This is a genomic window from Bradyrhizobium sp. Tv2a-2 (assembly GCF_000472425.1).
Classification (GTDB): Bacteria; Pseudomonadota; Alphaproteobacteria; order Rhizobiales; family Xanthobacteraceae; genus Bradyrhizobium.
In genome coordinates, this window is record NZ_AXAI01000009.1 from 25,533 (window position 1) to 51,710 (window position 26,178).

Sequence of the window (26,178 nt, forward strand, 5' to 3'; positions counted from 1 at the left end):
TTATTGTTGCGTCGCACCATTAACTATGGCATAAGGATCGTGCCCCGGGCCAATCCGGACGGGGTGAGCCCATAGCTCGACAAGTTTAGAGGATGGAGAGACCCCAATGACTACCGAAAGCAATTCCCTGTTCGACACCGTGAAAGGCGCGTTTGCGCCGGTGACCGAGGCGTTCAAGAACTTCCAGAACATGGAAGTGCCTGAGGCCGCCCGCGAGTTCGTCAAGCGCCAGGCCTCCACCGCCAAGGAAAAGGCCGCTGAAGCCTTTGCCGGCTCGGAGAAGGTGACCGCTGCGATCGAGACCGCTGCCGCCGATTCCGTCATCGAGGCCGCGAAGATCAGCCGCAACATTCAGCAGGCGATCTATCAGGACACCGAGGCGTTCTTCGCCGGCATCGACAAGCTGGCTTCCGCCAAGACGCTGAACGAAGCGGTGCAGATTCAGTCGGATCTGGCGCGTGCGCGCGGCGAGGTTTTCGTCTCGCGGGCGAAGTCGACGGCCGAGTATCTCGGCAAGCTCGTCGCGGACGGCGCGAAGAACGCGCAGGACAACTTCTCCAAGGTCTACAACAAGACCGCCTGATCGCCGTCCAACAAATCGGCGAATCAATCACAAGGCCCGCTTCGCGCGGGCCTTCTTTTTGGCTGCGCCGGTTCCGGGGCGATGCGAACCTCGAGATTCTCAGATGTGCACAGCACATCAGGGTTCGCGCCAGCGTGCGCCCAGGAATGACGGAAGACTGATATCCTCCGGTCGATGCGATAATTTGACCCCGTCATGGCCACAACGAGCGCCTACTCCTTCGACATCCCCGGCGACGCCGCGCGCGCGGCCGATCTCAGGCGCGTCAAGGCGCTCGCGACGCTGGTGCTGGCCGCGACGCTGGCGCTGTTCGTGGCTGCAAAGCTGCTGCTCAACGTGCATCCCGTCTTCGGCTTCATCGCAGCCTTCGCGGAGGCTGCGACCATCGGCGGGCTCGCCGACTGGTATGCGGTGGTGGCGCTGTTCAAGCGGCCGCTGGGGCTGCCGATCCCGCACACCGCGATTATCCAGAGCAATCAGGCGCGCATCGCCGACAAGCTCGGCGAGTTCATTGAGGTGCATTTCCTGGAGGCCGGCCCGGTCGAGGCCAAGCTGCGCGAGGTCGATTTCGGCTCCTTCATCGCCGACTGGCTGCGCGACCGCAAGAAGAGCGACGATCTCGTGCGGTTCGTCTTGCGGCTGCTGCCCGAGGCGTTTTCCGCAACAGAGGCTTCGGGCCTCATGACCTTCATCACCCGCCGCATGATGACGCAGCTGTCGTCCATCGATCTCGCGCCGCTTGCGGCGGGCACGCTGCGCGGCTTTGTCGAAGAGGGACGGCACCAGGCATTGTTCGACGACTTCCTGCGCATCGTCCACGACACCATGACGCAGGCCGACACCATGGCGATGATCCGCGAAAAGATCCGCGCGGAATTGCCGACGCTTTTACGACTCTATCGCGCCGACAAGTTCATCCTGACCAAGGTCGTTTCTTCCGCGACCTCGTTCCTGGAAGAAGTGCAGAACGATCCCAAGCATCCGTTCCGCGGCGAATTCGACCGCATGGTGCTGTCCTTTGTCGACCGGATCGGCACCGACAAGGCCTATGTCGACCGCATCGATGCCCTCAAGCGCGATCTTCTGGCGCGTCCCGAACTGAGTGAACTTGCGCGCACCATCTGGTCGAACTCGCGATCCTTCATCGAACGCAGCGCCAGCGGTGAATCACAGGTGCTGCAGCACCATCTCGGCCGGATGTGCGTCGCCGCGGGAGAGGCGCTCGCCGGCGATGCCGAGCTGCGCGGCGAAATCAACCAGGGCCTCGTCGTCGTGCTGCGCAGCTTCATTGCCGATCAGAAGAGTGGCGTGTCGACCTTCATCTCGGATCAGGTGAAAAGCTGGGACATGGCGCAGCTGATCTCGCTGATCGAGATCAATATCGGACGGGACCTGCAATACATCCGCTTCAATGGTTCGTTGATAGGCGGCCTCGCCGGGCTTACCCTGTACTCCGCAGAATTCCTGCTTCGGCTGTTGTGACTTTTGCAACACGGCGCCTGTTTTCCTCCGCCGAACCTATTGTCGCGGGGGCGGCGAGGCGCTTGAATGCCAAGAAAAGTCGCTTAGCTTGATTCCTGTTGTTGCGCTGCGGAACGATTTCGTGGCGACCGCGTCCTGAGTACTGGCCTGCCTGCGACGACCTCAGAGAGGAAACCGGGATGTCCGCCACCGCGCAAGCACTGCGTCCGCCGTCGAAGACCCTCATGTTTCTGGAGGGGCGGGCGATCCATGAGTTCGGCGCCTTCCTCGGCGCGCTGCCGCTTCTGAGCCTCGCGCCGCGCGGCGATGGCCATCCCGTGCTGGTGCTGCCCGGCCTTGTTGCGTCTGACATGTCGACCCGGCCATTGCGCGCCTTTCTGAACAACCGCGGCTATGCAGCACATGGCTGGCGGCAGGGCCGCAATTTCGGCCTGCGCGACGGTGTGCGCGAGGCCATGGTCGATCTGGTGCGGGAGCTCAACGACGCGCACGGACGCAAGGTCAGCCTGGTCGGCTGGAGCCTCGGCGGCCTCTATGCGCGGCAGCTCGCCAAGATGATGCCCGAGCGTGTGCGCAGCGTTATCACGCTCGGCAGCCCGTTCGCCAGCCCGCCGAAGGCGACCAACGCCTGGCGCGTCTACGAGTTCGCCAGCGGCCGCCGCGCCGACGACGTCGATCCGCAATTCGGAGGCTCGCTGGCCGATCCGCCGCCGGTGCCGACCACCGCGATCTTCAGCCGTACCGACGGTATCTGCGCCTGGCAGGGCTGCAAGGAGAAGGCCTCCGCTCAAAGCGAGAGCATCGAGGTCGAGAGCAGCCATTGCGGTATGGGCCATCATCCCGCGGTGGTCTACGCCGTCGCCGACCGGCTGGCGCAGCCGGATGGCGAGTGGGAGCCGTTCGACCGCAGCGGCTGGCGCGCGCTGGTCTATCCCGATCCCAACCGCTAGGGCGCGTCGCGCTACATTGTCGCAGAGCCGAAAATCGCGGTATGCGTGAGCGCATGCCGCAGCCCGCAGCGCTCAGTCGCATCATCAATCAGCTCAAGCGCGAGCCCTCGCGCACCGGCTCCATCGTCATCACCGTGTTTGGCGATGCCATCGTGCCGCGCGGCGGCTCGGTATGGCTCGGCACGCTGCTCGCGTTCTTCGAAGCCCTCGACATCGACAGTGGCGTTGTGCGCACCGCGATGTCGCGGCTCGCCGCCGACGGCTGGCTGACGCGCGAAAAAGTCGGTCGCAACAGCTTTTACCGGTTGGCAGAGAAGGGGCGCGAGACCTTCGAGGCGGCGACAAAGCACATCTACGATCCGCCGCCCTCGGACTGGAGCGGGCGGTTCGAGCTGCTTTTGATCGGTAATGGCGAAGACCGCGATGCGTCGCGCGAGGCGTTGAAGAACGCCGGCTTCGGCAGCCCACTGCCGGGCGTGTGGGTCGCGCCGTCAGGCGTGCCCATTCCGCAGGAAGCGTCGCGCGCGATCCGCCTTGAGGTCTCGGCCGAAGACGACAGCGGACGGCGGCTGTTGCGCGAGAGCTGGCCGCTCGATCGCACCGCGGACGCCTATCTGAAGTTCATGAAGATGTTTTCGCCCTTGCGCGACTGGATCGGGCGCCGCGAACAGCTGGCCGACATCGACGCCTTCATCGCGCGGATTCTCTTGATCCATTACTATCGCCGCGTGGTGCTGCGCGATCCGCTATTGCCGACGGAACTTCTGCCGCCGGACTGGCCCGGCCGGGCCGCGCGAGAGCTTTGCGGCGACATCTATCGGGCCCTGCTTTCTTCATCCGAACAATGGCTTGACCAATACGGAACGAACGAGGCGGGCGCTCTGCCGCAGGCCCGGGCGGTGCTAGCGCACCGGTTCGAAGACTGATGTTTTATGTTACAAAAATCTATTGCTTGTCTTAAATTATGATATATAATTCCTCTCAACAAATCAGGGAGGGCGGCCATGTACACCCAGGCGCTCAATACATCGGATACGGACGACCGCAGCCTCGAGGATGCCGCGCTGGCCGCAAGCTTCCAGGCGCGCATCGATGCCGAGGAGCGCATCGAGCCCAATGACTGGATGCCGGCCGCCTACCGCAAGACCCTGACGCGGCAGATATCCCAGCACGCGCATTCCGAGATCGTCGGCATGCTGCCCGAAGGCAATTGGATCACCCGCGCGCCGACGCTGCGCCGCAAGGCCGCGCTGCTTGCAAAGGTCCAGGACGAATGTGGCCACGGTCTCTACCTTTATGCGGCCGCCGAAACGCTCGGCTCCTCGCGCGAGGAACTGGTCGACGCGATGCTTGCCGGCAAAGCCAAATATTCCTCGATCTTCAACTATCCGACGCTGACCTGGGCGGATATCGGCACGATCGGCTGGCTGGTCGATGGTGCCGCCATCATGAACCAGATCCCGCTGTGCCGCTGCTCTTATGGCCCCTACGCGCGCGCGATGATCCGCGTCTGCAAGGAAGAGTCGTTCCACCAGCGCCAGGGCTACGAGATTATGCTGGTGCTATCGCGCGGCTCGGATGAGCAGAAGGCGATGGCGCAGGATGCGTTGAACCGGTGGTGGTGGCCGGTCCTGATGATGTTCGGCCCGCCCGACCAGGCGAGCCAGCACAGCGACACCTCCACCAAATGGAAGATCAAGCGCTTCTCCAATGACGAGCTGCGCCAGAAATTTATCGACGCCACCGTGCCGCAGGCGCAGTTCCTGGGGCTCACCATTCCCGATCCCGGCATGACCCAGGATGCGGAGGGACACTGGCGTTACAGCGAGATCGACTGGACCGAGTTCAAGCAGGTGCTGGCCGGCAACGGCCCCTGCAACCGCGACCGGGTTGCCGCGCGGCGCAGGGCGCATGATGAGGGCGCCTGGGTGCGCGAGGCGGCGGCAGTTCACGCTGAGAAGCGCAAATATCGCCACGCCGCACAGGCGGCGGAGTAGAGGAGATCATCATGGCCACGCCGAATACGCCGCTGTGGGAAGTCTTCATCAGGAGCCGTAACGGACTTGCCCACAAGCACGTCGGCTCGCTGCATGCGAACGACGCCACCATGGCATTGCAGGCTGCGCGCGACATCTACACCCGACGCGGCGAGGGCCTCTCGATCTGGGTGGTGCCGTCGAACGCCATCACCGCCTCGGATCCGACCGAGAAGGGCATGATGTTCGAGCCGGCCGAATCCAAGATCTACCGGCACCCGACCTTCTATGAGGTGCCTGAAGAAGTCGGGCATATGTAATGACCGTCTCCAACATCCAAGTCTCCGAAACGCCCCTCTTGCTCTACACGCTGCGCCGCGCCGATGATGCGCTGGTGCTGGGACATCGGCTGTCGGAATGGTGCGGGCACGGGCCGATGCTGGAAGAGGACATGGCGCTCGCCAATATGGGTCTTGATCTCCTCGGACAAGCCCGTGAGCTCTATTCGTACGCTGCCAAAGTCGAGGGCCGCGACAATGACGAAGACAAGTTCGCTTACCTCCGCGACGTCAGGCAATATCGCAATCTGCTGCTTCTGGAGCAGCCGAACGGCGATTTCGCCCGCACCATGGTGCGACAGTTCTTCTATTCCGCCTTTGCCGATCTCTATTGGCGGGCGATGACAAGATCGCGCGACGAGATACTGGCGGCGGTCGCGGCCAAATCCGAGAAGGAAAGCGCCTATCATCTGCGTCACTCATCGGAATGGATCATCCGCCTCGGCGACGGCACGGAAGAAAGCCATCAGCGGACCCAGGCCGCGATCGACCATCTCTGGGCTTTCACCGGCGAGATGTTCGCCGTCGACGAGGCCGAGCGCGGCCTGATCGACAAGGGCATCGCCATCGATACCGCAGCCTTGCGGCCGTTCTGGCTAAAGACGGTTTCGGGCGTCATTGCCGAGGCGACGCTGACTTTGCCTTCCAACGACTGGATGCAGCGGGGCGGCCGCTTCGGCCGGCACAGCGAGCATCTCGGCCATTTGCTCAGCGAGCTGCAATACATGCAGCGCACCTTCCCGGGGCTCACATGGTAGCGCTGCAGGACAAATCCGATTTGCGCCAGCGAGCCTGGAACGCCGCAGCAAGCGTCGTCGATCCGGAAATCCCGGTTCTCACCATCGCCGATCTCGGCGTGCTGCGTGAGGTCGCAGTCAATGACGGTCATGTCGAGGTCGCGATTACCCCGACCTATTCCGGCTGCCCCGCGATGAACATGATTGCGCTGGAGATCGAGCTTGCGCTCGAGCGCGAAGGCTTTCGCAAGCCGAAGGTCCGCACCGTGCTGTCGCCGGCCTGGACCACCGACTGGATGAGCGAGGAGGGCCGGCAGAAGCTCAAAGCCTACGGCGTCGCGCCGCCGGAGCCGGCAAGCTCGCGCCGCGCGTTGTTCGGCGTGCAGCAGATCAAGTGCCCGCAATGCGGTTCCGAGAACACCGAGCTGCTGTCCGAATTCGGCTCGACCTCCTGCAAGGCGCTCTGGCGTTGCAGGAGCTGCCGTGAACCCTTCGATTACTTCAAGTGTCATTGATCATGTCGGCCATCCATCCCCGTTTTCATCGCCTTGCCATCAACGATCTCCGCCGCGAGACGCCGGACGCGGTGTCGCTGACCTTCGCGATCCCGCAGGCACTCGCTAGCGATTACAGCTTCACGCCCGGCCAGTACCTGACGCTGCGCACCACCATGGACGGCGAGGAAGTCCGCCGGTCCTATTCCATCTGCTCCGGTCCCGATGACGGCGAGCTGCGCATCGCGGTGAAAAAGGTCGATGGCGGCTCGTTCTCGAGCTGGGCGACCGAGGAGCTAAAGAGCGGCGACGAGCTCGACGTGATGACGCCGACCGGCCGTTTCGGCGTGGTGCCGGCATCCGAGGACGCGCGCACCTATGTCGGTTTTGCCGCGGGCTCCGGCATCACCCCGATCCTCTCGATCATCAAGGGGGTGCTGGCGCGCGAGCCCAAGAGCCGCTTCTTTCTGTTCTACGGCAACCGCGTCACCTCGAGCATGCTGTTTCTCGAGAATTTGGAAGAGTTGAAGGATTGTTTCATCGACCGCTTCTCGGTGTTCCATGTCATCTCCGGCGAGGAGCAGGACATCCCGATCCTGCACGGCCGGCTCGACGGTGAGAAGGTGCGCGTGCTGCTGCGCGCGATGGTGCCGGCGGAAAGCATCGATCACGTCTTCGTCTGTGGCCCGGCCGGCATGAGCGAGGACATCGAGGCCACCTGTCGCGCCATCGGCATTGCGCCCGAACGCATCCACGTCGAACGCTTTGTCTCCGAGTTCGGCGGTAAGCCGCGGCCCAAGACGGTCATTCCGGCCTCGGCCCCGCCCAAGGCGTTCGCTTCTCTCATTATCGACGGCAAGCGTCGCGACGTGCCTGTCGCCGAGGGCGAGGCAATTCTCGATGCAGCCTTGCGCGCCGGTATCGATCTGCCCTTTGCCTGCAAGGGAGGCATGTGTTCGACATGCCGCGCCAAGCTGGTCGAGGGCAAGGCCGAGATGGAGCTCAACTATTCGCTGGAACCTTGGGAGCTCGAGGCCGGTTTCGTCCTGACCTGCCAGGCCAAGCCGGTTTCCGAACGCGTCGTGGTCGACTATGACCATGTCTGAAATCCCAGGGCCGCGTTGACACGCCTGTCACGCCACCGCAGCATGCCATCGAGGCTTGGTCAACAAGCCCGTCATCCCAGGAGTTTCGCGTAGTGAACGTCAAGGCCACGCTTTCACCCGACGATCTCGCGCGTGCATGCGCGGATGCGATGTGGAAGGACGACGATGCGAGCTCCGGGCTCGGCATGGAGATCCTCAACGTCAAGGCCGGCGAAGCGACGCTCGCCATGACCATCCAGCCGCATATGGTGAACGGGCAGCGCATCGCCCATGGCGGCTTCATCTTCACGCTGGCCGATTCCGCTTTCGCGTTTGCCTGCAACACCCACAACCAGCGCGCGGTTGCCGCGCATTGCCAGATCAGCTTCATCCGCCCGGGCAAGCTCGGCGACCGCCTGGTGGCGGTCGCGCGTGAGACCTCGCGCAGCGGGCGCTCCGGAATTTACGACGTCCGCGTCAGCGCCGATGATCAGGTTATCGCCGAGTTTCGCGGTCACTCCCGCACCATCGCCGGCACCTGGCTGCCGGAACACAACGCAAAACAAAAATGAACATTCCGGGGAAACGCCATGGCTTCGACAGGCCTGAAAACAAAAGCACGGGATTATAGTCCGGAGCTGGACGAAGCCGAACGCGCCTCGCGCGATGAGGTCATGGCGCTGCAGACCAAGCGCCTGAAATGGTCGCTGGCGCACGCCTATGACAACGTCGTGCATTACAGGAAGGCCTTCGACAAGGCCGGCGTGCATCCGTCGGATTTCACCGGGCTCGCCGACCTCGCGAAATTCCCGTTCACGGTGAAGACGGACTTGCGCGACAATTATCCCTTCAACATGTTCGCAGTGCCGCGCGAAAAGCTGGTGCGCGTGCATGCTTCCTCGGGCACGACGGGCAAGCCGATCGTGGTCGGCTATACCAAGGCCGACATCGCGACATGGTCAGGTGTAATGGCGCGCTCGATCCGCGCCGCCGGCGGCCGCACCGGCATGATCATCCATAATTCTTATGGCTACGGTCTGTTCACCGGCGGGCTCGGCGTACACTATGGCGCCGAAGAGCTCGGCTGCACCGTGGTGCCGATCTCCGGCGGCATGACCGAGCGGCAAGTGCAGCTGATCAACGATTTCCGTCCCGAGATCATCACGGTGACACCGAGCTATATGCTCGCGATCCTCGACGAGTTCAAACGCCAGGGCCTCGACCCGCGCAAGTCGTCGCTGAAAATAGGCATCTTTGGCGCGGAGCCCTGGACCAATGCGATGCGTGCCGAGATCGAGGATGCCTTCGACATGGACGCCACCGACATCTACGGCCTGTCGGAGGTGATCGGTCCGGGTGTCGCGCAGGAATGCATCGAGACCAAGGATGGCCTGCACATCTGGGAGGATCATTTCTATCCCGAGGTGATCGACCCCGAGACTGGCAAGGTTCTGCCCGACGGCGAGAAGGGCGAGTTGGTCTTCACTTCGCTGACAAAAGAGGCGTTCCCGGTGATCCGCTATCGCACCCGCGACCTGACGCGGCTATTGCCCGGCACGGCGCGACCGGGCATGCGGCGGATGGAGAAGGTGACCGGCCGTTCCGACGACATGATCATCCTGCGCGGGGTCAACCTGTTCCCGACCCAGATCGAGGAGGTGCTGCTCGCCACCGACTGGTGCGGCGGTCATTTTGTCATGGAGCTGACCCGTGACGGCCGCATGGACGAGTTGACCATCATCGCCGAGGCACGCCCCGAGAGCTGGGACAGCCGTGGCCTCGTCGACCACGCCGAGCGGATCAGCGTCCATATCAAGAACACCATCGGCGTCACCGCAAAGGTGAAGGCGGTGGCGCCCGATACGCTGGAACGCTCGCTGGGCAAGGCCAAGCGGGTTTACGACAAGCGGCCGAAGGGGTAACAGCAGCCGGAGTGAAATCCGGAACAGACTGATGCCTGTTACCCCCCCGTCCGAAACCGTAGAGGCCCGCTGCGTGCGGCTAACCGCGAAGGCGCCCGACGCCGCTTCGCTCGCGCCCGCGATCGAGCGGCATGCGCTTTCCCGCCGCGACAATGACGTGCTGATCGAAATCAGGGCCGCGGCGGTGAACCCCTCCGATGTGAAAGCAGCGACCGGGCTGATGGCCTATGCCGTTTTCCCGCGCACGCCGGGGCGCGATTATGCCGGCGTCGTGATCGGCGGCCCGGCTGGCACCGTGGGGCGCGAGGTGTTCGGCTCCTCCGGCGATCTTGGCATCCGGCGCGACGGCACGCATGCGAGCCATGTTGTGGTCGAGCGCGAGGCCGTCGTGGAGAAGCCGAACAGCGTGTCGTGGGAGGAGGCCGCAGGCATCGGCGTTCCCTTCGTGACCGCCATGGAAGGCTTTCGCCGGGCGGGCCTGCCCAAGGCCGACGAGACCGTGGTCATCATGGGCGTCAATGGCAAGGTAGGGCAGGCGGCAACGCAGATCGCGACCTGGCATGGCGCGCGCGTCATCGGCGTGGTGCGGAAGCATGAGCCCTATGAGGGGCACGCCAACGGGACGATCGAGGTCATCGATGCGTCTGTCACCGACGTCGCGGTGCGCGTGCGCGAGCTGACCGATGGCAAGGGCGCCAACATTGTATTCAACACAGTCGGCGATCCCTATTTCCAGGCGGCGCACAAGTCGCTATCGCTGCGCGGGCGGCAGATCCTGATCGCGGCGATCAATCCGCTGGTGCAGTTCAACATCCTGGAGTTCTATCGCGGCCAGCATGCCTATTTCGGCATCGATACGCTGGGGCTGTCGTCGATTGCGACAGGCGATGTGCTGCGCGAGCTTGCGCCAGGCTTTACCAGCGGGCACCTGAAGCCGTTCCGGATCAATCCGGCCACGATTTTCCCGCTGGAGGATGCCAAGAGCGCTTACAGCGCCGTCGCCGGCTCCTCGCGCGACCGCGTGATCTTGCGGCCATGACCGACAGAGCCAGCATCGTCGTCCTCGCCGGTCTCGCCATCGGCCTCGTCTATGGGGCGGTCGCGCTGGCCAGCGGCTTTTGCCTGATGAGCGGCCTGCGCGGCTGGTGGGCCAAGGGCGATAGCCGGTTGATGCGCACCTTTGCGCTGGCGATGGGCACGGGCGTCCTCGCCACGCAACTTCTTGCGGCCTACGGCTTCATCGATCTCGGCAAGTCGATCTATCTGCAGCCGACATTTTCCGTGCCGCTGATGTTCTTCGGCGGCCTGCTGTTCGGTTACGGCATGGTGATGGCGAATGGCTGTGGCTCGCGGGCACTGGTGCTGCTCGGCAAGGGCAATCTGCGCGCATTCGTAGTCGTGATCGTGCTCGGCATTGTCGCAGAGATGACGCTGAAGGGGCTGATTGCGCCGGCGCGGATGGTGCTGCTGCAAGCCTCGCGGACGAGTGCGACCGTTACCTCGCTGCCGGCCTGGCTGTCGAGCATCGGCCTGCATGGCGCGGCCGGGCGGCTGGTCGCGGCGCTCGCGGTCGGTGCCGTACTTGTCGTCTTCGCCTTCGCGCATCAACCGTTCCGCCGCGCGCCAGGGCAGATCGCAGCCGGTCTCGTGATCGGCCTGCTGGTTGCTTCCGGCTGGTTTGCGACCGGCTATCTCGGCGCTGACGAGTTCAACCCGGTGCCGGTGACGTCGCTGACCTTCATCGCGCCGATCGCCGATAGCCTGCAGTATGCGATGCTCTCGACCGGGCTTTCGCTCAATTTCGGCGTCGCCACCGTCGCCGGCGTGTTCGCCGGCAGCCTCATCACGGCGTTGCTCACCGGCCGCTTCGAGCTCGAAGGTTTCTCCTCGCCTGGGCACCTGCTGCGCTCGGCCGGTGGCGGAGCGCTGATGGGAGCGGGAGGAGCGATGGCGCTTGGGTGCTCGATCGGGCAGGGCCTGACGGGCCTGTCGACGCTGGCGCTGACGTCTTTCGTTGCGATCGCTGGAATCTTCGCTGGCACTGGCGCCGGCCTGCGCGGTGCGTTGCGCGTGCGCCCGCTGGCGCAAGTGGAGGCGGGCGCGGCGAAGCCGGCTTAATCAGCCGGCTTGGTCAAAATGCGAACTTCCGACGTCAGCGTGCGATGCACCGGGCACTTGTCCGCAATCTCCAGCAGCCGCTTGCGCTGATCGGCATCGAGCGCGCCCTCCATGCCAATGACCCGGTCGATCTGGTCGAGCATGCCTTCGCGGGTTTCGCATTCTTCGCAGTCTTCTGCGTGGATCTTGCTGTGCTTCAGCGTGACGGTGACGCGGTCGAGCGGCAGTGCCTTGCGCTCCGCATAGAGCCGCATCGTCATTGAGGTGCAGGCGCCGAGCGCGGTGAGCAGGAAGTCGTACGGCCCGGGACCGCTGTCGCCGCCGCCCGCGGCGACCGGCTCGTCAGCAGTGAGCCGGTGCGGGCCGACCGTTACAGTCTGCTGGAATTTGCCGTTGCGCGTCTCCCGCACCACCACCTGCCGCGGCGCTTCGCCTGATACGGCCGCCTGCGCCGGCGTACCCGATCCGATATAGCGGCTGGCCCAGCTCGCGATCACTTCGGCAGCATAGGTGGTGTCGCGCTTGTTGCTCAGGAGATGGTCGGCGTCAGCGAGCGACACAAAGCTCTTGGGGTGCTTGGCTGCGACAAAGATGCGCGTCGCATTGTCGATGCCGACGGTGTCGTCGGCCGGCGCGTGCATGACCAGCAGCGCCTTGTGCAGCTGCGTCACATGCCGCACCAGCTCGTGCTCCGCAATGTCGTCGAGAAATTGGCGCGTGATCGGGAAAGGCCGGCCCGCGAGCGAGACATCGGCACGGCCGTTCTGCCTGATCTCCGCGATGCGATCCTCGAACAGACCGGTGACGTGGTTCGGATCGGAGGGGGCGGCGATGGTCACGACGGCCGCAGCTTCCGGAATTTTTTCGGCCGCGGCGAGAATCGCGGCACCCCCAAGGCTGTGGCCTATCAGGAGCGCGGGGGCCTTCTGTGTCGCACGCAAGTGGTCAGCGGCGCGGACGAGATCGGCGACGTTGGAGGTGAAGGTCGCGTTGGCGAAGTCACCCTCGCTGGAGCCGAGCCCGGTGAAGTCGAAGCGCAGCACCGCGATGCCCTTGTCGGCGAGCGCAACCGCAATGCGCCGTGCGGCGAGCACGTCCTTGCCGCAGGTGAAGCAATGCGCGAACAGCGCATACGCGATCGGTTCGCGATCGGGCAGGTCGAGCGCGGCCGCAAGCAAATGGCCGCCTTCACCTTTGAATTGGAAGCGTTCGGTCGGCATTGGATATCTCCCCTAGCTGCTTTCTTCTGAAACCTCTCCCGATGGAAGAGGTGAAGTCAGCGTCAATCCTCGGAATAGCGCTGCTCGGCCCAGGGGTCGCCGCGGTTGTGATAGCCGCGAACTTCCCAATAACCCGGCGCATCATGGGTGAGAAACTCGATCGCCTGCAGCCATTTCGCGCTCTTCCAGAAATAGAGATGCGGAACCACGAGCCGCACCGGGCCGCCATGCTCGACGTCGAGCGGCTTTCCCGACCAGCTATGGGCAAGGAGGGCGTCTTCGGCGGCGAAATCTTCCAGCGCGAGATTGGTGGTGTAGCCGTCATAGGAATGTAGCACCACGAAGCCGGTGTCGTCGTGTGGCTGGCAGGCTGCAAGCAGGTCGCGGGTGGATACGCCGTCCCATTGATTGTCATAGCGCGACCAGGTGGTGACGCAGTGAATGTCCGAGACGAATTGCGTCTGCCTCTGCGCCAGGAACTGCGTATAATCCCAGAACACCGGCTGCTCGACCGCGCCATAGACATCGAGCCGCCAGCGCTCGCGCGGGATTTCCGGCTCGAGCCCGAGATCGAGCACCGGCCAGTCCTTTGTCAGGTGCTGGCCCGGCGGCAGCCGCGCCTCTTCCGGACGTGAAATCTTGCCGGTGAGGAAGCGGCCTTCCTGCGCCCAGCGCTGCTTGGTGCGAGTCAGCTTGCTCTCGGGCGGCTCGCGGTCTTCGGCCATTTTGCGACCCTTGTTGTTCGTCGTGTCGGCCTACTGGTGCCGATGCATCGCCGATTCATGCTTGGTGTCGCGCATGGTCGAGTAGATCAGGAGCGACAGGAAGATCATCCCGCTCAGATAGTAATAAAACCAGGTCTCATGCCCCATGCTCTTGAAATAGAGTGCGATCGCCGGCGCGGTGCCGCCGAACAGCGATACGGTGATGGCATAGGGTAGCCCAACCCCAAGCGCGCGGACATTGGTCGGAAACAATTCCGCCTTCACGATCGCGTTGATCGAGGTGTAGCCCGCAACGAAGATCCAGGCCGCGCAGATCAGGAGGAAGGCGATGAACGGCGACTTGGCTTCCTTCAGCGTCATCAGGATCGGCACGGTGGCGAGCGTGCCGACAACACCGAAGAAGATCAGCAGAGGCTTGCGTCCGATCCTGTCGGAGATGGCGCCGTAGGTCGGCTGCAGGATCGTTGCAAACAGCAGCGAGCCGAAGATCACGAGCGTGGTCTGATCCTCGGTCAGGCCCACCGACAGCTTGACGAAGGTCTGCATATAGGTGGTGAAAGTGTAGAACGCCGCGGTGCCGCCGGCGGTGAGGCCGACGACCAGGAGCAACTCGCGCGGATAGCGGAAGAGCTCGCGGATCGAGCCGGTCGGGTTGACCGACTTCTTGGCTTCGACGAAGGCCTCGGTCTCCTGCAGGCTGCGCCGCATCACCGCAGCGAAGATCGCAAGGCCGGCGCCGATCACGAAGGGGATGCGCCAGCCCCAGGCTTTCAGCTCGTCCGGCGTCAGGAACACCTTCTGCAACAACAGCAGCACGATGATGGCAGCGAGCTGGCCGCCGATCAGCGTCACATACTGAAAGCTTGAATAGAAGCCGCGGTTGTTGGCGTCGGCGACCTCGCTGAGATAGGTAGCGCTGGCGCCATATTCACCGCCAAGGCTCAGGCCCTCGATGACTCGGGCGAGCGCCAGAATCGCCGGTGCGGCAAAGCCGATCGAGGCATAGGTCGGCGTCACCGCGATCATGAGCGAGCCGAAGCACATGCAGACGACCGACAATGTCAGCGACAGCCGCCGACCGAAATGGTCGGCGAGATAGCCGAACAGCCAGCCGCCGAGCGGCCGCATCAGGAAGGTCGCGGCAAACAGCACGGCGGCGTTGAGCTGCTGCACCACGGGATCGCTGGTCGGAAAGAAGGCGGGCGCAAAATAGAGCGCGAAGGCCGTGTAGGCGTAGAAGTCGTACCACTCGACGAGATTGCCCATCGAGCCGATGAAGATCGCCTTCACCCGCCGCTCGACGTCGGCGACATCAAACCCCTCCGGAGCCCGCTGAAGTACCTGATCTGTCATCTGCGGGCCTCCGGTCGTCACGTTTTGGTGTATATCTACCCTCAGGTACCCGTTCCGAACAGGATGGGCAAGTCGGCCTAAATCAAGGGCTTGGTCTGGCTCATCTACGTAACGGTGGTGATTGGCAGGACCCGCGCATTCGCGCACGCGGTCTGGTCGGCGGGCCACCTCAATCACAGCGATGGCAAGGCGGCCGCCGAGACCGACTATTCGGGCATGCACATTTCGATGTGCTCTACGCCGAGGAGGGCATCCGGCCTGAAGGCGATAGCTACGACATCGACGGATACGACCCCGGCGGCGCTTGCGGCAAACAAGAAGCTCAGGGAACTCGGCTTCGATCAGGCCAAAGCCTCCAACCTGCTCGAGGCGGTAAAACACAAGCACAAGCCGATCGCACATCATTTCGGGAGCGACGATGGTGTCCGGCTGATGCGCAACCGCGGCAATTTAAAGTCGTCGGCTCATGCTGGCCAGCAGTCTGGAGATGACGCGTTTGAGCCCGAACCAATTGCGGATGACGTGCCGGGCATACATCAATTGAAGGTAACTTATGCGGTTCAGGTTTCGATTGATAAGCCAAGTATCCTGATGTCCAACAAGTGACATTCGAACATGGCAAAATCCAAGCCGCTCCAATCTCTTGATAGTCTTCGCCACCGTGTCCGCCGGCGTGATGCCGCAAAAGTCGTGAAATTCGATACTGATTTGACCGATGCTTGAACGGAGAAAATCATCGCTGTAACTCTCAAGCATGTCGATTTCCGCGCCTTCTATATCTACTTTAAGTAGATTAACGGTGCGCCAGTTCAGGTCTTCCATAATTTGAGGAAGCGTTTTGACATCGACCAAAACGTCCCCGTCTCCATCAGTCAAAGAACTGGCGAGGCCGTTTTCGTTGTCAATCCGAAAACCCATTTTGCCGGGAGCGGAACCTACCGCTGCATTAATTTTCCTAATATTGGCATCTTCCCTGATCCCGGCGAATGGTATCGGCGAGGGTTCTACCGCGACGCAAAAACACCCAAGTTCCTTGGTGATCTTTGATGCGAATAGCCCGTAGTTTGCGCCTAGATCGAGAACCAGAGCAGATTTTCCGAGATAATCTGGAGAGAGTGTATGCCAATGGATCGTTTTAATATCGATCATTTAAATGTCCTGAATGGGACACTCACCCTACCTCCCGCCACCATCCCCGCCAAGGGCGGTGACGCGGCTAATAGTTGGCCCTCATCGCCGCGACCTTGTGCGGATGGGAAGGCAGCGTATCCGTAACGGAGTGCTGAGCATGAGAAGGCAAAGACGGGCGTCGAGTTCAGCGTCACGGTACTGCCACGCCTGCGAGCGGCTATCGATGCAATGCCCGCGAGCAATCACCTGACGTCCCTGTGACGCACGATGGAAGGCCGTTCAGCGCCAGGAGCTTTGGGATCTGGTTCAAGAAGGTATGCCGTCCGCGCCAAGCTAACCGAGCGCTGCCCGAGCCACGGTCAACGCAAAGCCGCTGTAACCTATCTCGCTGAGCTGGGCGCGACCGACCACCACCTTACGTCTTGGTTTGGCTGGACATCAATTTCGCAGGCGCAGGTCTATACGAAAGCCGCGAACCGGAAGCGCATGGCGCAGCCAATGCCGGCAAGCTCATAACCGGAACAGGAATTGGCTCACCGATCAATCCGGTGAGCCAGAATGACGAACAACCCGTTGAAAACACGAACGGTTGAGTATTGTCCTGCCTATCCGAACAGGATGGGCAGCTGCCTCGGTCCGCGAACGGTCCCCTCCGACCATGCGACGCGGCCTGCCGGGTCGAGGCGGAAGTCCGGTATCCGCTTCAGCCATTCCTCGAGCGCCACCGTCATCTCCATCCGCGCCAGGTTGGAGCCGACGCAGCGATGGATGCCGAGCCCGAACGCGGCGTGAGGATTGTTCTGGCGGTCGATCATCACCTTGTCGGCGTCGGGGAATACGGCGGGATCGCGGTTGGCAGCCGGAAACGACAACAGCACCATGTTGCCCGGCTTCATCGGGCAGCCGGCAATCGTGGTCTCCTTCATCACCTCGCGTGCCATGGTGACAGGCGAATAGGCGCGCAGGAGCTCCTCGACCGCTGCGGGCATCAGCCGAGGCTCCTTCACCAGTCGCTCGCGGTCGGCGGGCGTTTTCGCGAGGTGCCAGAGCGAGGCGCCGATCGCGCTCCAGGTGGTGTCGATGCCGGCGATCAGGAGCAGCCGCAGCGAACCCAGGACATGGCTGTCCTCGAGCGGCTGGCCGCTTTTGTCCTTCGCATTCATGAGCGTCGAAATCAGGTCGTCTGTCGGACGTTGCTTGCGCGCCTCGATATGGCCGGCGAAATACTCCGTCATCTCGCCCACCGCCTGCTTCAGCATCACCTCGTTCTTGATGCCGAGCTCGAGGATCATGTGGATCCATCTGACGAAGAGATCGCCGTCCTTCTCGGGGATGCCGAGCATGTGGCAGATGGCGCGGACCGGAATGTGCTTGGTATAGCGTGCCGCCGCGTCGCATCCGCCGTCGGCGATGAACTCGTCGATCAGCTCGTTGCAGATCGCACGTACCCGCGGCTCCAGCCTCTTCATCGCATCCGGCGTGAAGGGCGGCAGCAAGAGCTGCTTGGCGGGCTTGTGCTCCGGCGGATCGGAGGTGATAGGCGGCGCTGCGTTCCTCTGCACCTCCGGGCGCTCGTCGCGGACGACGACGCGGCGCGAGGAGAAATGCTCGGTATCGTGCGCGATCTGCTTGACTGCCTCATAGCTCGTCGGAAGGTAGCAGCCCTGAAAGCGCTTGGTATGCACCACGGGGCTCGCGCTGCGGATATCGTCCCAGATCGGAAACGGATTGTCAGTCCAGCGCGGGTCGGTGTGGTCGAAATCGTGCAGCCAGTCCGTCACGGGCGGGTGCTCGGGCAGGACGCGCTCGTCTTGCGTTGTGGGGGCGGAGTCGGACATCGGGGCAATCCTCTTGCTTACGTTGGCTCAGGCCAGGGGACAAATGTCGAGGGATTAACGACTCACTCTTCGATGACTTCGATCGCAATTTCCGGGCAGTTGGATTTGGCGAGCCAGGCCTTGTCTTCGAGACCTGCCGGCACAGTGCCGTCGCCGTGCTCGTGGGCGTTGCCATATTCGTCGAGGTCGAACAGCTCGGGCGCCAGCTGCTTGCAGCGGGCATGCCCCTGGCATTTGTCCTGGTCGACGCGGACTCTCAGCTTTCCGGACATGGTGGCGTTTCCTTTGGGTGCAGCAACGCACTTCGTGCAATTGCGCTTTTGTATTGGCGCAGTGTCGCGGGCAGTCCCGCTTGGTTGCGCGGCCAAGTTATAGTATATTACATTCGCGCTACCCTTGCCCTGTCAAGGGAAAAATTGGAGATTGCACCGCAATGCCGCAGCCGCTCGCCCGGAAACCCCTCAATGCCTACCATCACGGCGACCTCCGCGAGGCGCTGATCACGGCGGCGTTGCAGGAAGCGGAGCAGGGTGGAGCTGAGGCGATCAGCATCAAGGCGCTAGCGAAGAAGCTCGGCGTCTCGCAGCCCGCGCCTTACCGCCATTTCGCCGACCGCGAAGCGCTGCTCGCAGCCGTGGCAGCGGAAGCGTTCCGACAGTTCAGCGCGAAATTGCGCGAGGCGACCGACAGGCCGTCGAAGCGCTCGAAGCTGTCGCGCTTTGCGCAAGCGATGCTTGATTTCGGCCTGCGCCGCAACGGCATCTTCCGGCTGATGTTCGCCTCGCGTGTGATTGCCTCCGCCTCCGGCGATAGCGAACTGCACGCCGTCACACGCGAAACTTTTGTCTTGCTTGTAGATGCGCTGGAAGCGCCGGCTGTCGGCCTGCTGCGCGAGCAGGCCGCGCTGAAAATCTGGGCCTCGCTCCACGGGGTCGTGATGCTTGCCGAGCAGGGGCTGTTCACCGGCCAAATGGCCGGCACCACACGCGAGAACCTGGTCGAGGATATTGTGGCCGAAGCCAAGCTCGCGCTCTCAGCCGCAATCGATGCGGCGCGGCGCGCGGGAGCGACGAAGGGGTAGCTTACCGCCTGTTCTGATCCATCATCGTTAGCATGGGGAGGCCGCGAGCCCCGTCCTTCGAGGCTCGCTTCGTGGGCGCCTCCGGCGACAAACGGCAAAGCCGTCTGCGCTGGGATGACGGAGTGAGAGTGCGAGCCTCATCAATGGCTTTACTTTGCCGCCTTTGGATCGATCGGGGTCGTGCCGCGCAGCCCCAAAATGTCCTCCAGCACCTTGGCGCCGGCGAGCAGCCTGGCCTCGCCGCGCGCCCGTCCCACCATCTGCAGGCCGACTGGCAGGCCTGAGGCCGTGAAGCCGCAGGGCAGCGACAGCGCGGGGCAGCAGGCCAGCGTGATCGCATAGACAATACCGAGCCATTGGACGTAATTGTCGAACTTTTTGCCGGCACACTCGGCGACATAGCGGTTCTCGACCGGGAAGGGCGGGACAATGGTCGCAGGTGCGAGCAGGAGGTCGTAGGTCTTGAAAAATTCATCCGCGCGAGCGGCCATGGCGACACGCTGCGCTTGGGCGCGCGCAATCTGCTCGACGGTGAGCTTCAGGCCTTCTTCGATATTCCAGATCACCTCGGGCTTGAGCTGGTCGCGCCTGGTGCGCAGCAGCTCTTCCTTGGTGACGGCAAAGAAAAAGGCGCGTAGCACGTGGAAGCATTCATGGGCCTCGCTGAGATCGGGATGTGCTTCCTCGACAATGGCGCCGGCTTCGGCAAAACGTGCCGCGGCCTTGCGGGTGATGGCGGCGACCTCGGGATCGACCGGCGTGATGCCGAGATCCGGTGAATAGGCGATGCGCTTCGGCTTGCCGCCAGACCGCGCGGCCGACAGGAAGCTTGTCGGAAGGGCGGGCAGCGAGAGCGGATCGGCGGGATGCTCGCCACTCATGGCATCGAGCAGCAGTGCCAGGTCCTCCACATTGCGGGCCATCGGGCCCTGCACGCCGATGGTGTTGTCCATCACGAATTTCGCGGTATGCGCAACGCGGCCGATGCTTGGACGCAAGCCAACCACGCCGCAAAAGCTTGCGGGGTTGCGCAAGGAGCCGCCCATGTCGGAGCCGTGCGCGAGCCAGGCCGTGCCGGTGGCAAGTGCGGCTGCCGCGCCGCCGGACGAGCCGGCCGCCGAGCGCGACGTGTCCCAGGGATTGCGCGTGGCGCCGAACACTTCGTTGAAGGTGTTGGCACCGGCGCCGAACTCCGGCGTGTTCGACCGGGCGTAGACCACCGCGCCATTCTCCTCGAGGCGCTCGACCATGATGTCCGAGCGCGCCGGGATGTTGTCCTTGAAGATCGGCGAGCCCTGGGTGTTGCGCACACCCGACACATCGATGAGATCCTTGATCGGCACCGGAAGGCCGGCGAGCAGGCCGCGCTCGGACGCCGGCTTCTTCATGAGCGCCTTGGCGCGGTCGCGGGCGCGGTCAAAGCAGAGGATCGGCAGCGCATTGACCTTGCTGTCGACCTCGGCGATCCGCTTCTCCAGCACATCAAGCAGGTCGAGCGGCGTGACCTCGCCGTCTCTCAGCTTGCCGACGACATCACATGCGGGGTCCCGGATCAGGTCCTGATGGCTCACTTGAACTCTCCCTCTTCTTAGAGCTGGGCTCGCACTCTAGCCCTGTAGACCATTTTCCGGCACAGTGGCAGCGCACGAAAGAAAAGGAGACTTGCGGAAATGGCGATGCCACCGGATGCGCCGGATTGGCGCGAGATGAGCCGCGAGGAGCTCGACCGCGGGCTGAACAACAGCCTTGCGGTCGCCAACAGCGGCGACATCGTCGCGGGCTGGGAGCAGCGATCTCTGGGCTTGCGTAAGCGGTATCCGGCGCATCTCGACCTGCGCTATGGCCCGCGCGAGCGCAACCGGATCGATTTCCTCAAGATCGCAGACCGCGCGCCGACGCTGCTGTTCATCCATGGCGGGTACTGGCAGACGCGGGCGAAAGAGTTCTTCACCTTGGTGGCCGAAGGGCCGATGGCGCATGGCATCAATGTCGCGCTCACCGGCTATACGCTCGCCCCTGACGCGACGCTGGATGAAATCGTCGCCGAAGTACATGCCGCAATCGATTATCTCACCCGCGAGCTGCCGGCGCTCGGCGGCGACGGCAAGGGCATTGTCGTCACGGGCTGGTCGGCCGGCGGCCATCTCACGGCGGTCGCGCTGTCGCATCCCTCTGTCAGGGCGGGGCTCGGTATCAGCGGCATCTACGAGCTTGAGCCGATCCGCCACTCCTATCTCAACGAAAAGCTCGGACTCGATGAGGCCGCCTCGCGCCGTAATTCGCCGGTCCGGCAGCCGACCGGGCCGCTGAAGCCGCTGTCGCTCGTGGTCGGATCAGCCGAGCTGCCGCTGTTGCGTGCGCAGACCGCGGACTTTGCCTGCTATCGCGCGAGCCACGGCCTGCCCGTGACCTATGAGGAAATCCCCGGCGCCGATCACTTCACGGTCGTGGACGAGATGATCGCGCCGCAGGGGCGGGTCACGGCGATCATTCGGGAGTTGTTTGCGCGGACCAAATAGTCTCTGTCATTCCGGGGCGATGCGAAGCATCGAACTTTGATGTGCTGTTGCACACCTGAGAATCTCGAGGTTCCGGGTTCGCCTCGTCGAGGCGCCCCGGAACGACGGAGCAAATCAACTACCAACCCGCGCTGATCCCGCCGTCCACCGTGAAAATCACCCCCGACGTATACCCCGAACGATCCGAGGCGAGGTAGGCCATGAGGTCGCCGATTTCGCGCGCATGCGCGGGGCGGCCGAGCGGCAGGCCCTTCTGGAATTCCTTGTAGCGGCTCTCGTCACCGAACTGGTGCTTGGCGCGGGTCTTCAGCAGCGTGACGTGGCGGTCGGTGCCGACAGGGCCCGGATTGATGCCGACCACGCGGATGTTGTCGGCGAGGCTCTTGCCGCCCAGCGCCCGGGTGAAGGCCATCAGCGCGGCATTGCCGGCGCTGCCGCAGATATAATTGGCGTCGAATTTTTCTCCAGCCGCGCCAATGTCGTTGACGATGACGCCGCCGCCGCGCGTCTTCATCTGCGCATAGATCTGGCGGGTGAGGTTGATATAGCCGAACACCTTCAATTCCCAGGCGTGACGCCAGGTCGCTTCGTCGATCTTGTCGATCGAGCCACCGGGAATGTCGCCGGCATTGTTGACGAGGATGTCGATGTCGGCGGCCTCTTTCGCAAGCCGCGCCACGTCCTCGCTCTTGCGCAGATCGACGACATGGACGCTCGCATCGATCTGGTGCGCGGAGCGCAGCCGCTCGGCCAGTGCCTTGAGCTGGTCGCCGCTGCGCGCGGCGAGCCGCAAATGACAGCCTTCCTCGGCAAAGGCTTCGGCGGCGGCCGCGCCAATGCCCTTCGAGGCACCGGTGATCAGGACGCGTTTGCCGGACAGATGCAGGTCCATGGGAATTGCTCGCTGGGTAAGAGGGGATGACCGGTAAAACTGTTAGGCGAGGGGACCGAAAGCGGTCAACATTGCACTGCAGCGTTGCATGCGAAGCGAGTTTGGTCCATTGCAATGCCGGTCAAAGGGACGGCATCCCCGGCCAGCTTCACGCCTAAGGATTTTCTTGATGAGCAACGGAAAAAAACAATACCGGATCGCGGTCATCCCCGGTGACGGCATCGGCAAGGAGGTGATGCCGGAGGGTCTGCGCGTGCTGGAGGCGGCGGCGAAGAAGCATGGCGTTGCCGTGCAGTTCGATCATTTTGATTTCGCCTCCTACGACTATTACGAAAAGCACGGCCAGATGATGCCGGACGACTGGAAGGACAAGATCGGCAAGCACGACGCGATCTATTTCGGCGCGGTGGGCTGGCCTGCAAAAATTCCCGATCACGTTTCCTTGTGGGGCTCGCTGATCAAGTTCCGGCGCGAGTTTGACCAGTATGTCAATCTACGCCCGGTGCGGCTGATGCCCGGCGTGCCGTCGCCGCTGGCGAACCGCAAGCCCGGCGATATCGATTTCTGGGTGGTCCGCGAGAACACCGAGGGCGAATATTCGTCTGTCGGCGGCCGCATGTTCCCGGACACCGCGCGCGAGTTCGTGACCCAGCAGACCGTCATGACGCGGGTCGGTGTCGATCGCATCCTGAAATTCGCCTTCGATCTCGCGCAGTCGCGGCCGAAGAAGCACCTGACCTCGGCGACCAAGTCCAACGGCATCTCCATCACCATGCCCTATTGGGACGAGCGGGTGGAGGCGATGGCGAAGAAGTACCCTGGCGTGAAGTGGGACAAGTACCACATCGACATTCTCACAGCGAATTTCGTCCTGCATCCGGACTGGTTCGACGTCGTGGTCGGCTCCAACCTGTTCGGGGATATTCTCTCCGACCTGGGCCCGGCCTGCACCGGCACTATCGGCATTGCGCCCTCGGGCAACATCAATCCGGAAGGCGACTTCCCGTCGGTGTTCGAGCCGGTGCACGGCTCGGCGCCCGACATTGCGGGGCAGGGCATTGCGAACCCGATCGGCATGATCTGGTCGGGCGCGATGATGCTCGAGCATCTCGGCGAGAAGCAGGCCGGCGAGGCCATCGTCACCGCCATCGAGCGGACGCTGGGCGAACGCACGCTCCGTACCCGCGACCTCGGCGGCAACGCGGACACGACGGCTTGCGGCAAGGCGGTCGCGGAAATGGTGGAGTAGGGCTACGCCCTCTCCACTGCCGGGACTCACACCCTCCACTGCCGGGACTCACACCGCGGAATCTATCCGCGGAGTTAGGTGGCAGTCGACCTTCACAACAACGAAGGCCTGTGGTTATCGCCCCCGGCCTTCGCCGGGGCGACGGCCACACCTAAAGCGCGATGAGATTTGGTTGAATCGTCATCGCGCTTTAGGTCCTTGATTGAGCATGATCTTTTCGCAAAACCGCTACGCACTTTTCCGGATCATGCTTTAGCTTTTCGCGACCCTGCGGCAATGCTCCCACGCAGCCGCAAGCAAATTCTCGCTCGCTTCGGGTGTACGGAAGGCGGAATGCGCCGACAGCGTGACGTTCGGCAATTTTGTCAGCGGATGATCCTTCGGCAGCGGCTCGATGTCGAAGACATCGAGCCCGGCATGGCGGATGTGGCCTGACTTCAAGGCATCGATCATCGCGGCCTCCTCGACCAGCGCGCCGCGCGCTGTGTTGACGAGGATCACGCCCGGCCGCATCGCGGCGATCCGCTCGCGCGACAGGAAACCGCGGGTGTCATCGTTGAGCAAGAGGTGCAGCGAGACCACGTGGCTCTCGGCGAGCAGTTTTTCCAGCGGCACGAACGTGACACCGGGCGCACTCTTCGGCGTGCGATTCCAGGCGATGACGCGCATGCCGGAGCCGGACGCGATCCGGGCGACCTCGGCGGCAATGCCGCCAAAGCCGATCAGGCCGAGCGTCTTGCCGGTGAGCTGCATGCCGTCCTCGCGCAGCCAGTTGCCGGCGCGCATCTCGCGGTCCATCAGTGGGATCACGCGCGCCGACGCCCACATCAGCGCGATGGCGCATTCGGCAACCGCGGTGTCGCCATAGCCCTTGATCAGATGGACGGTGATGCCGAGCTCGGCGAGTTCCTCCGGGTTCATGTAGCTGCGTGCGCCGGTCCCCAAGAACACGACATGCTTCAGCCCGGCGCATTGCTTCGCGACCTCGGTCGGCAGCGCCGTGTGATCGACAATGCCGATTTCGGCGCCGCCGAGCACGGCCGGCCATTCCTCCGGCTTCAAATCCGGATTGACGTTGATCCCGACCTCTGGATCGCCTGACTTGCCGAGCTGCTTGAACAGATCGGCCATCGATTCACTGGCGTCGACAAAAACTCCGCGCACGGCATTGCTCCCTTGACTGCGATCAGGACGCGACGCCGGTCAGCGCCAGCACGGTGTGCAATAGCACGTTGGCGCCGGCGGCGCAGTCAGACTGTGTGGCGTCTTCCAGCTCGTTGTGGCTGACGCCGTCCTTGCAGGGCACGAACACCATAGCGGTCGGAATCCTGGTGTTGAGGTTGCAGGCGTCGTGGCCGGCGCCCGAGGTGATGCGACGATGCGAATAGCCGAGCATCTCTGCTGCGTTCTGCACGGCATCGACCAGCTTGGGATCGAAATGGGTCGGCGGCTTGCGCCAGATCAGCTCCAGCGTCACCTCGACCTTGCGCTTCCCAGCGATCTCCGCGACCGCTGCGCGAAGATCGCGGTCGAGCGCGTTCATGATCGCATCGTCTGCCGAGCGCAGATCGGCGGTGAACGCGATCTCGCCGGGAATGACGTTGCGCGAGGGGTTGGCGATCACGGCCTCACCCATGGTGCCGACCGCCTTGGGCCCGTGCTTTTTTGCGATTGTCTCTACGGCCAGCACGATCTCCGCCAGCGTCGCCAGCGCATCACGCCGCAGCGGCATCGGCGTCGAGCCGGCATGGCTCTCGAAGCCGGTGATCTTGCCGTCATACCAGAGCACGCCCTGGCCGGAATCGACCACGCCGATGGTCTTGTGTTCGGCTTCCAGGATCGGGCCCTGCTCGATATGCAACTCCACGAACGAGCCGAGCTTTTGCGCGCCGACCGGTGTCGTGCCACGATAGCCGATGCCATCGAGCGCCTGGCCGACGGTGACGCCCTCGGCGTCCTTGCGCGACAGGATGTCGTCGGTCGTGAAGTCGCCGACGTAAGCCGCGGATGCCATCATTGCCGGCGCAAAGCGCGAGCCTTCCTCATTGGTCCAGTTGACGATGCAGAGCGGCGCCTCCGTCTCGATCCCGGCATCGTTGAGCGTGCGCACCACTTCGAGCGCGGCGAGGGTGCCGAGGATGCCGTCGTATTTGCCGCCGGTCGGCTGGGTGTCGAGATGCGAACCGAGCCCGACGGGTGGCTTGCTCATGTCACGGCCCTTGCGCAGCGCGAACATCGAGCCGAGCGCATCGACCTTCACCTCGAGGCCCGCGCCCTCGCAAGCCTTGCGGAACCAGTCGCGCACCTGCTTGTCCTCGGCCGACAGCGTCAGGCGCCGGACGCCGCCCTTCGGCGTGCGGCCGAACTTCGCGGTTTCATGGATCGTATCCCACAGACGGGCGGAATCGATTTGCAGGTTGCTCGCTGCTCGGCTCATGCTGCTCTTCCTCTGAACGCCATTGTTCTGGAGCAGGATCCGCGCATC

At 63.4% G+C, this 26,178-nt stretch carries 26 protein-coding genes; 16 read left to right on the forward strand and 10 right to left on the reverse strand.

Annotation, left to right across the window (positions count from 1 at the left end):
- Window positions 1–106 precede the first annotated feature (106 nt).
- The 13 genes from A3AI_RS0119925 to A3AI_RS0119985 all read left to right on the forward strand — a co-directional run bounded on the left by A3AI_RS0119925 (window position 107) and on the right by A3AI_RS0119985 (window position 11,685).
- Window positions 107–583, forward strand: a complete 477-nt coding sequence (locus A3AI_RS0119925; protein ID WP_024517256.1) for a phasin family protein — start codon at window positions 107–109, stop codon at window positions 581–583.
- Window positions 584–778: 195 nt separating this feature from the next.
- Complete coding sequence (locus tag A3AI_RS0119930; RefSeq protein ID WP_024517257.1) at window positions 779–2,065, forward strand: DUF445 domain-containing protein; 1,287 nt, start codon at window positions 779–781, stop codon at window positions 2,063–2,065.
- A gap of 179 nt (window positions 2,066–2,244) precedes the next feature.
- On the forward strand, window positions 2,245–3,015 hold the full coding sequence (locus A3AI_RS0119935; RefSeq protein WP_024517258.1) for an esterase/lipase family protein: 771 nt from the start codon (window positions 2,245–2,247) through the stop codon (window positions 3,013–3,015).
- A gap of 53 nt (window positions 3,016–3,068) precedes the next feature.
- On the forward strand, window positions 3,069–3,941 hold the full coding sequence (paaX, locus tag A3AI_RS0119940; protein WP_024517259.1) for a phenylacetic acid degradation operon negative regulatory protein PaaX: 873 nt from the start codon (window positions 3,069–3,071) through the stop codon (window positions 3,939–3,941).
- A 78-nt stretch (window positions 3,942–4,019) separates the two neighbouring features.
- Window positions 4,020–5,012 carry a 1,2-phenylacetyl-CoA epoxidase subunit PaaA gene (gene paaA / locus A3AI_RS0119945; protein WP_024517260.1) on the forward strand — a complete coding sequence of 331 codons (993 nt, stop codon included), beginning with the start codon at window positions 4,020–4,022 and terminating at the stop codon, window positions 5,010–5,012.
- Between the two features lie 11 nt (window positions 5,013–5,023).
- Window positions 5,024–5,311 (forward strand): 1,2-phenylacetyl-CoA epoxidase subunit PaaB, encoded by a 288-nt coding sequence (paaB, locus tag A3AI_RS0119950; RefSeq protein WP_024517261.1) that lies wholly within the window; start codon window positions 5,024–5,026, stop codon window positions 5,309–5,311.
- Window positions 5,311–6,087, forward strand: coding sequence for a 1,2-phenylacetyl-CoA epoxidase subunit PaaC (paaC, locus tag A3AI_RS0119955; protein WP_024517262.1), 777 nt, complete (start codon window positions 5,311–5,313; stop codon window positions 6,085–6,087). The genes paaB and paaC overlap by 1 nt, the downstream gene beginning before the upstream one ends.
- Entirely contained in the window at window positions 6,081–6,581 is a 501-nt protein-coding gene (paaD, locus tag A3AI_RS0119960) for a 1,2-phenylacetyl-CoA epoxidase subunit PaaD (protein WP_024517263.1), read from the forward strand. Before paaC ends, paaD begins: the two co-directional genes overlap by 7 nt.
- A gap of 2 nt (window positions 6,582–6,583) precedes the next feature.
- Window positions 6,584–7,666, forward strand: a complete 1,083-nt coding sequence (paaE, locus tag A3AI_RS0119965) for a 1,2-phenylacetyl-CoA epoxidase subunit PaaE (protein ID WP_024517264.1) — start codon at window positions 6,584–6,586, stop codon at window positions 7,664–7,666.
- A gap of 92 nt (window positions 7,667–7,758) precedes the next feature.
- Window positions 7,759–8,217, forward strand: a complete 459-nt coding sequence (gene paaI / locus A3AI_RS0119970; RefSeq protein WP_024517265.1) for a hydroxyphenylacetyl-CoA thioesterase PaaI — start codon at window positions 7,759–7,761, stop codon at window positions 8,215–8,217.
- An 18-nt stretch (window positions 8,218–8,235) separates the two neighbouring features.
- Window positions 8,236–9,567 carry a phenylacetate--CoA ligase PaaK gene (gene paaK / locus A3AI_RS0119975; RefSeq protein WP_024517266.1) on the forward strand — a complete coding sequence of 444 codons (1,332 nt, stop codon included), beginning with the start codon at window positions 8,236–8,238 and terminating at the stop codon, window positions 9,565–9,567.
- Between the two features lie 31 nt (window positions 9,568–9,598).
- Window positions 9,599–10,606 carry a quinone oxidoreductase family protein gene (locus A3AI_RS0119980; protein ID WP_024517267.1) on the forward strand — a complete coding sequence of 336 codons (1,008 nt, stop codon included), beginning with the start codon at window positions 9,599–9,601 and terminating at the stop codon, window positions 10,604–10,606.
- Complete coding sequence (locus A3AI_RS0119985) at window positions 10,603–11,685, forward strand: YeeE/YedE family protein (RefSeq protein ID WP_024517268.1); 1,083 nt, start codon at window positions 10,603–10,605, stop codon at window positions 11,683–11,685. Before A3AI_RS0119980 ends, A3AI_RS0119985 begins: the two co-directional genes overlap by 4 nt.
- Here A3AI_RS0119985 and A3AI_RS0119990 read toward each other — a convergent pair.
- The 6 genes from A3AI_RS0119990 to A3AI_RS0120015 all read right to left on the reverse strand — a co-directional run bounded on the left by A3AI_RS0119990 (window position 11,682) and on the right by A3AI_RS0120015 (window position 18,224).
- Window positions 11,682–12,905, reverse strand: coding sequence for a bifunctional alpha/beta hydrolase/OsmC family protein (locus A3AI_RS0119990; RefSeq protein WP_024517269.1), 1,224 nt, complete (start codon window positions 12,903–12,905; stop codon window positions 11,682–11,684). The two genes, A3AI_RS0119985 and A3AI_RS0119990, sit on opposite strands and share 4 nt — an antisense overlap.
- 62 nt (window positions 12,906–12,967) lie before the next feature.
- Window positions 12,968–13,630, reverse strand: coding sequence for a sulfite oxidase-like oxidoreductase (locus A3AI_RS0119995; protein WP_024517270.1), 663 nt, complete (start codon window positions 13,628–13,630; stop codon window positions 12,968–12,970).
- Between the two features lie 30 nt (window positions 13,631–13,660).
- Window positions 13,661–14,983, reverse strand: a complete 1,323-nt coding sequence (locus A3AI_RS0120000) for an MFS transporter (protein ID WP_024517271.1) — start codon at window positions 14,981–14,983, stop codon at window positions 13,661–13,663.
- Between the two features lie 450 nt (window positions 14,984–15,433).
- Complete coding sequence (locus A3AI_RS46335) at window positions 15,434–16,132, reverse strand: FkbM family methyltransferase (protein WP_084800981.1); 699 nt, start codon at window positions 16,130–16,132, stop codon at window positions 15,434–15,436.
- Between the two features lie 587 nt (window positions 16,133–16,719).
- Window positions 16,720–17,952 carry a cytochrome P450 gene (locus A3AI_RS43185; protein WP_036048960.1) on the reverse strand — a complete coding sequence of 411 codons (1,233 nt, stop codon included), beginning with the start codon at window positions 17,950–17,952 and terminating at the stop codon, window positions 16,720–16,722.
- 62 nt (window positions 17,953–18,014) lie between these two features.
- Window positions 18,015–18,224, reverse strand: a complete 210-nt coding sequence (locus tag A3AI_RS0120015; RefSeq protein ID WP_024517273.1) for a ferredoxin — start codon at window positions 18,222–18,224, stop codon at window positions 18,015–18,017.
- A gap of 161 nt (window positions 18,225–18,385) precedes the next feature.
- Between A3AI_RS0120015 and A3AI_RS0120020 the strand changes: the two genes are divergently transcribed.
- Window positions 18,386–19,033: a TetR/AcrR family transcriptional regulator gene (locus A3AI_RS0120020; protein ID WP_024517274.1), complete on the forward strand. Its 648-nt coding sequence runs from the start codon at window positions 18,386–18,388 to the stop codon at window positions 19,031–19,033.
- Window positions 19,034–19,182: 149 nt separating this feature from the next.
- Here the strand turns inward: A3AI_RS0120020 and A3AI_RS0120025 are convergent, their stop codons facing one another.
- Window positions 19,183–20,604, reverse strand: a complete 1,422-nt coding sequence (locus A3AI_RS0120025; RefSeq protein ID WP_024517275.1) for an amidase — start codon at window positions 20,602–20,604, stop codon at window positions 19,183–19,185.
- 99 nt (window positions 20,605–20,703) lie between these two features.
- Between A3AI_RS0120025 and A3AI_RS0120030 the strand changes: the two genes are divergently transcribed.
- On the forward strand, window positions 20,704–21,552 hold the full coding sequence (locus A3AI_RS0120030) for an alpha/beta hydrolase (RefSeq protein ID WP_024517276.1): 849 nt from the start codon (window positions 20,704–20,706) through the stop codon (window positions 21,550–21,552).
- Window positions 21,553–21,670: 118 nt separating this feature from the next.
- Here the strand turns inward: A3AI_RS0120030 and A3AI_RS0120035 are convergent, their stop codons facing one another.
- On the reverse strand, window positions 21,671–22,444 hold the full coding sequence (locus A3AI_RS0120035; RefSeq protein WP_024517277.1) for an SDR family oxidoreductase: 774 nt from the start codon (window positions 22,442–22,444) through the stop codon (window positions 21,671–21,673).
- Window positions 22,445–22,613: 169 nt separating this feature from the next.
- Between A3AI_RS0120035 and A3AI_RS0120040 the strand changes: the two genes are divergently transcribed.
- Window positions 22,614–23,693 (forward strand): tartrate dehydrogenase, encoded by a 1,080-nt coding sequence (locus tag A3AI_RS0120040; protein ID WP_024517278.1) that lies wholly within the window; start codon window positions 22,614–22,616, stop codon window positions 23,691–23,693.
- A gap of 252 nt (window positions 23,694–23,945) precedes the next feature.
- On the opposite strand, the gene A3AI_RS0120045 is transcribed toward A3AI_RS0120040, so the two are convergent.
- Window positions 23,946–24,857 carry an NAD(P)-dependent oxidoreductase gene (locus tag A3AI_RS0120045; protein WP_024517279.1) on the reverse strand — a complete coding sequence of 304 codons (912 nt, stop codon included), beginning with the start codon at window positions 24,855–24,857 and terminating at the stop codon, window positions 23,946–23,948.
- A 22-nt stretch (window positions 24,858–24,879) separates the two neighbouring features.
- Complete coding sequence (locus A3AI_RS0120050) at window positions 24,880–26,130, reverse strand: Zn-dependent hydrolase (protein ID WP_024517280.1); 1,251 nt, start codon at window positions 26,128–26,130, stop codon at window positions 24,880–24,882.
- Window positions 26,131–26,178 lie beyond the last annotated feature (48 nt).